The organism is Candidatus Schekmanbacteria bacterium, assembly GCA_003695725.1.
Lineage (GTDB): Bacteria > Schekmanbacteria > GWA2-38-11 > GWA2-38-11 > J061 > J061.
This window is the reverse complement of the sequence record RFHX01000273.1, coordinates 1-5,468: the sequence shown is the minus strand read 5'-3', so window position 1 is coordinate 5,468 and position 5,468 is coordinate 1. Positions and strand designations below refer to the sequence as shown.

The window sequence follows — 5,468 nt, the reverse complement described above, 5'->3', positions numbered from 1 at the left end:
TGAACAAAAATAATTCTTTATATAAAAAAAATATATAGACGATTAATTATCTTATAAAAACAAAAAGATATATTATTATTGTTAATGTAATAGTTTAAGAAAAATATTAATTTGTTCTATAATTGATTAAAGGTTTTTAAGGAAAGTGGCGACAATATATGGTATAAATGCAGCTTGAAGGGGGAGGTAGTATGCATACAGAAAAATCGGATAAAAAATCCGAAGCCGCATTTACACTCGTTGAAATACTTGTCGCAATTGTCATTCTTTCTGTGGGTTTACTTTCCATTGCAGGTTTAGTGACTACTGTCATACGAGGAAACGCTCAAAGCAAACGATTAACAACTGCAATATCCCTTGCACAGACAAAGATTGAGGAATTGAAAAATAAATCTTATGATGACAGCGACCTTGAGGACAGCAATCCTGCCAATAATAATGACCTTACGAGTACTACTTCAGTTGACCACAGTGAGACTGATATTGATGGAGAGGGTAATCCGGGAGGGATTTATACTAGAATATGGAATATTGCAGATGATTCTCCATCGGCAAATATGAAAACGATTACAGTTATCATCAAATGGAATGATTCTGGAAAAGAGAGGAAAACATCTTTTACTACTGTGATTTCCCAATAGCGAAATTTATGAGAAAATCAATGAATAAATTGAAAGACAGAAAGGGTTTTACCTTAGTTGAATTGATGGTATCGGTAGTCCTTGCATCGATATTGATGATTACTTTTTACACGCTTCTAAATAATCAGCAAAAAACCTATAACAGCCAAGACCTTATAGTCGAAATGCAGCAGAATGCGCGGACAATGATGGATATGCTTACAAGAGAATTTCGCTCGATTGGCTACGGCATCCCCACTGTTGACAATCCATCAGAAATAGCCGTGATTTCAAATGCTACTGAAAATTCCATTACCTTTTTAGTTGACTTGAACAATGCAAAAGCATCTCTTACAGCAGATTATACAGCAGGACAAACTTCTCTTTCTGTTGATACAGTGGCAGATACCTCGGCGGATAATTATTATGGCAATTTTCAGAGTGGTGATACAATTTACATAACAGACGGAAATAAGTGGGAATCAACAACTGTAACTTCAAGTTCTGAAGGGACATTAAATATCAATGCGATGACTAATGATTTTTCACAAGGTTCTGTGCTTCATATAATCAATACCGTAACATATTCTCTAAATCCATCTGACCATAAACATTCAACTGACGCCGCCACGATTAAGGTAACTCGCTCAGTAGATGGGGCAACTGCACAGACTGTTGTAGATGATATTGACTACCTGGAATTTAAATATTATGATGAAAATGGAAATCAAATTAGCAGCGCATCGCCCTATAAAAACATCAATTTGTCACTTGATGAGAGAAAGAGTATCAGAAAGATAAAAGTTCTAATCGTAGCTCGGACATCGAGGGAAGATCCTTACTATTCAAGCTCAGGAACTTACAACTGTGGAGATACATACAACGACGGTTATCATAGGATGACTCTTGAATCTGAAATAAAATTGAGAAATGTGGGATTGGATTGATTTGATTATGAAGAAATTGAGAAAAAATAGAGATGGATTTGTTTTAGCTCTTGCAATGTTTTTGCTTGCTATATTGACAGTTTTAGGAGTTGGTGCACTTTTCATAACTTCAACTGAATTAAAAATATCAGGCAATCTTCGCACTGCTACAGATGCCTTATATGTTGCTGAAGGAGGTATGGAGGTTACGGAAGGTAATTTGAAATCAAGCGCTGTCAGCAATTTTGCCGGCACAAGCGCCACAACCAAGAATACTCAAATTTATGTCGTTGGCGATTCACCAAAAAACACGATTACCAACTTTTTGAATTGGGTTGATTCTTCTTGGTATATAGATGCTGCAAAAACTACACCCCTTTCTGAAGCAAATGCTGAAAACGCAACAACTCTTTATAAGACCATAATTATTGGGTCGGAATATGCGGACATAACACTGCCTAGGCCCCAATGGTTATGGGTAAATCCCACTGTAATCGCATTTAGGAATGTGCGGTCAACATTCTCTGGCACCAATGCAAAAAAAGTAGAAGCTGATATTGAAATAAAATTTGAAAATAATCTTTTGTCTTTTCAAACTTTTAAAGACCCTTCCGATGGTACCAGCGATATAGACAATATTGCAAATAACAATGTAATCATTGGAGGTGTTGGAAATGATTTAGGTATAGATGCTGCACTCAACAAAATTACGGGTATATGCACAAACGATAACACTACAAAAGCGATTATCATTTACAAGGATGGAGATAATAATTTAGCCACTTCGGATTGGCAGATAGTTGGTGAACCTGAAATAAACACAACCAATAAGACATTTTGTTTGAGCAACACTCGAGGGTGGCGCTACAAGGTTTATGCAGGTGGAAGCGGAGAAGAACCAGAATGTGTGTTGAGTGGAGGAAATTATGTGCCAGATACATCAGGCGCTCCAGCCCTGTCGATCAGTAATGGCGAAATTTATAAAGTTGTGCTTGTAGATGTAAACTCGCTTTCGAGAAGCGCTGGGAATCCATCTGGCTCATCAGCAGGACTTTGGGTTTCAAACAGTTATGACAAATGGTAGAATCTTTTAAAAAGGAGAATAAAAAATGTTAAAGAAACTTATTGTTGCAATATTGGTAATTGTGGCTTTCACTGGTGTGCTTATGTTTTCAACTGTTTCCACAAGAGCTGATTCAAATACCAATTCAGAAATGAATGTAAATGCGCCACAAGGACAAGGGAATAATGTTCAGCCAAATTCAACAATAAAAAACTGGCATGAAGTCAACTAATGATGTATTATAAATTGAAAAAGACAGGAGGATGAAATGTCAAAAATAAAGAAATTTTTTACAATTCTATTAGCGGCAGGTATTATGACTACAGTATTCAGCTTCTCAGTAATTGCAACTGACAACAGTAATTCGAATGCAAATGTCAATGGAGGTGGTGGAGGAGATACTGTCCCATTTACTCCATCAACGACAATAAAAAACTGGCACGAAGTTAAATAGTTTTTGTTTAATTTCAACATCGTTTATGTAGTTTGCTATTTGACTTATCCTTCTTTTGCTCATTAAGAAGATGATTTTTTCCAAAAGTTCAACTTCATTGAGATATTTTTCTATTCTTGTCTTTTTTTTTATTTTCATATCCTTTGGATGCAATCGTATTCCAAATAAAGATTTGGAAAAAATCGAAGAAACGATAAATTCCTCCAATTATTCCCTTGCTTTAAACCTTCTTTCAAATCTCGAAAAGAGATATAATGGAAACGCTCTGCTTCATTACCTGAAAGGATATTGTTATTTGAAAATAGGCAATGACAAAAAAGCTTTAGATGAATTGAAGAGGACTTTTGAAATCAGAAAAAATTATTCAGTAATGATTGGCGATGTTGATATGGCTAATTTTCTGGCAGGAAACAGCAATTCATCGGATTCGTCCTTCTTCAAAGGTGCAATTCGTGAGTTAGATACGATTATAAGAAAAAATGAAGGCACAGAAATTGAAGAAAGAATTCGCTACCATAAAGCGCTTATTTATCTTCTCAAAGATGAGTATGAAAAATCTATTTTGGAACTCAACAAAATCGTCAAGAATAATATAAAATCAGATTATGATGCTAAAGCTCTCTTGAAGATTGGAGTGATAACGACTGAAAATCTGCAGAATGAAAAGGAGGGATTGAAAATTATTAGAGACGCCATATCTGCTTTCCCTAATAACAAGGACAATTTGGCTGAAGGTTTGCTTTGGATTGCTGAATATAAAATCAAAAGAGTTGAAATGCTGAGCAATAGGATAAAGTCCTTGGAAGAATTTATTGACTCTTGGCAGGGTATCAAGGGCTTCCAAGAAGATATAAAAGAAGCAGTCGTTCAAATAGGAGATGATAACAAAAAGAAAACGAAATACACTGCGGAAGCGGAGAAAGATTTAAATGAAGTAATCCAAAAATTTCCGGGGACCAATTACTCCCGCCGGGCAGAAGAGCTATTGGCAAAGTTGAACGAACTTAATGGTAAAAAGGTTTAATTGTGGGTTATGATATAAAGAAGTCAAACATAGCTTCTTTTCTTCTTTTCATTACAACACTTCTTTTTCTTATCTTTCTTCTTATTCGAATTCAATATTCCTATCCCGGTATTATTGGATACGACGGCTACTATCATATCAAGATGGCAAAAGTAATGTATGATAATGGTATTTTTTTTCTTTTTTCCTCGCTGATATATATACCCTTTGGCAAAAATTTCGTTGACCATCATTTTTTGTATCATATTCTTTTGATTCCTTTCTCATTATTATTTGGTCTTATGGAAGGGGCAAAGATTTCAGCTATTTTCTTCGATTTTCTCTTTCTGATAGTCTTGGCATCAATATTGAAAAAACTTTCTGTAAAGAATATTCCTATATGGCTACTTGTGTTTTTTTCTCTTTCATCGACATTTCTATTCCGCTTTTCACTTCCTCGCGCAACAGTCCCTTCCTGCCTTATTCTCTTGTTATGCTGGTATTTAATGCTAAAGGAGAAGAACTTGCTTCTATTTATTTTTTCTGCAGTATTTCCAAATTTTTATGGTGGTTTTTCTTCGATATTTCTTCCTCTTACAGCTGTATCTTTGACATATGTGATAAAAGAGAAGAGACTTCCTTATAAAGGATTGGTTTCGACAATTTCCGGCGTATTGTTCGGTCTAATCATAAGTCCTTTTTTTCCGGATAATGTTAAATTTATCTATTTTCAAACGACATCTGCAGGTATTACAAGGTCAATCAGAGGCGGCAACGAATGGATGTCCTTTTCACCGGAGGAATTTTTCACGATTCAATTTCCCTTTATTGCTGTTTTTCTTGTCTCACTCTATATCTCCGCTGTAAGTGAAAAAAAAATGGCGAAGGATTCCCTTTCTCTCTTTTTTATATCGATCCCTCTAATTATTTTTGCATATAAGTGGAGACGTTTCATTGAATTGGCAGTTCCCTTTGTATTGCTTTTTTCTGCCACAATAATCAGGGATTATGGAAACGAATATTTGTCGAAGATAAAAGAGAATAGTAGGTCTTTTTTAAGATACAGCACCCCTTTTTTCTTTTTCTTTTTCCTTCTTCTTGCTTTCACAACTTCACAGAAAGCATCTAAAGAAGTCTCTTCTGATACGAGAAATCCATATAGATATAGAAATGCAGCAAAGTGGCTTTATGAAAATGCAATTGGAATGCCTGTATATCTGACAGATTGGGATGATTATCCGGAGCTTTTTTTCTATAATTCAAAAAATCGATATTTAATAGGTCTTGACCCTGCATTTCTATATATTTATGATAAAAGAATGTATAAGATATGGATTGAAATTAATTCCGGGAGATACAAAGGTGATTTGAAAAGAGCATTTACAGAAATATTCAAGACGCC

7 protein-coding genes are annotated in these 5,468 nt (G+C 35.0%); all 7 read left to right on the top strand.

What is annotated here, in order from left to right:
* Positions 1–167: 167 nt before the first annotated feature.
* Positions 168–641 (top strand): prepilin-type N-terminal cleavage/methylation domain-containing protein, encoded by a 474-nt coding sequence (locus D6734_10560; protein ID RMF93246.1) that lies wholly within the window; start codon positions 168–170, stop codon positions 639–641.
* An 8-nt stretch (positions 642–649) separates the two neighbouring features.
* Entirely contained in the window at positions 650–1,567 is a 918-nt protein-coding gene (locus D6734_10555) for a prepilin-type N-terminal cleavage/methylation domain-containing protein (GenBank protein ID RMF93245.1), read from the top strand.
* Positions 1,551–2,630, top strand: a complete 1,080-nt coding sequence (locus D6734_10550; protein RMF93244.1) for a hypothetical protein — start codon at positions 1,551–1,553, stop codon at positions 2,628–2,630. The genes D6734_10555 and D6734_10550 overlap by 17 nt, the downstream gene beginning before the upstream one ends.
* A gap of 25 nt (positions 2,631–2,655) precedes the next feature.
* The gene (locus D6734_10545) at positions 2,656–2,841 is read left to right on the top strand and encodes a hypothetical protein (GenBank protein RMF93243.1); all 186 of its coding nucleotides are present in this window, start codon (positions 2,656–2,658) and stop codon (positions 2,839–2,841) included.
* Between the two features lie 36 nt (positions 2,842–2,877).
* Complete coding sequence (locus tag D6734_10540) at positions 2,878–3,063, top strand: hypothetical protein (protein ID RMF93242.1); 186 nt, start codon at positions 2,878–2,880, stop codon at positions 3,061–3,063.
* A 70-nt stretch (positions 3,064–3,133) separates the two neighbouring features.
* Positions 3,134–4,087, top strand: coding sequence for a hypothetical protein (locus D6734_10535; GenBank protein ID RMF93241.1), 954 nt, complete (start codon positions 3,134–3,136; stop codon positions 4,085–4,087).
* A 2-nt stretch (positions 4,088–4,089) separates the two neighbouring features.
* A partial coding sequence (locus tag D6734_10530; protein ID RMF93240.1) for a hypothetical protein occupies positions 4,090–5,468 on the top strand: 1,379 nt, incomplete at its 3' end.

Bases quoted from the DNA above. Each gene is read 5' to 3' on its own strand.
- D6734_10555 (RMF93245.1), top strand. From the start codon at position 650: ATGAGAAAATCAATGAATAAATTGAAAGACAGAAAGGGTTTTACCTTA.
- D6734_10560 (RMF93246.1), top strand. From the start codon at position 168: ATGCAGCTTGAAGGGGGAGGTAGTATGCATACAGAAAAATCGGATAAA.
- D6734_10545 (RMF93243.1), top strand. From the start codon at position 2,656: ATGTTAAAGAAACTTATTGTTGCAATATTGGTAATTGTGGCTTTCACT.
- D6734_10550 (RMF93244.1), top strand. From the start codon at position 1,551: ATGTGGGATTGGATTGATTTGATTATGAAGAAATTGAGAAAAAATAGA.
- D6734_10540 (RMF93242.1), top strand. From the start codon at position 2,878: ATGTCAAAAATAAAGAAATTTTTTACAATTCTATTAGCGGCAGGTATT.
- D6734_10535 (RMF93241.1), top strand. From the start codon at position 3,134: ATGATTTTTTCCAAAAGTTCAACTTCATTGAGATATTTTTCTATTCTT.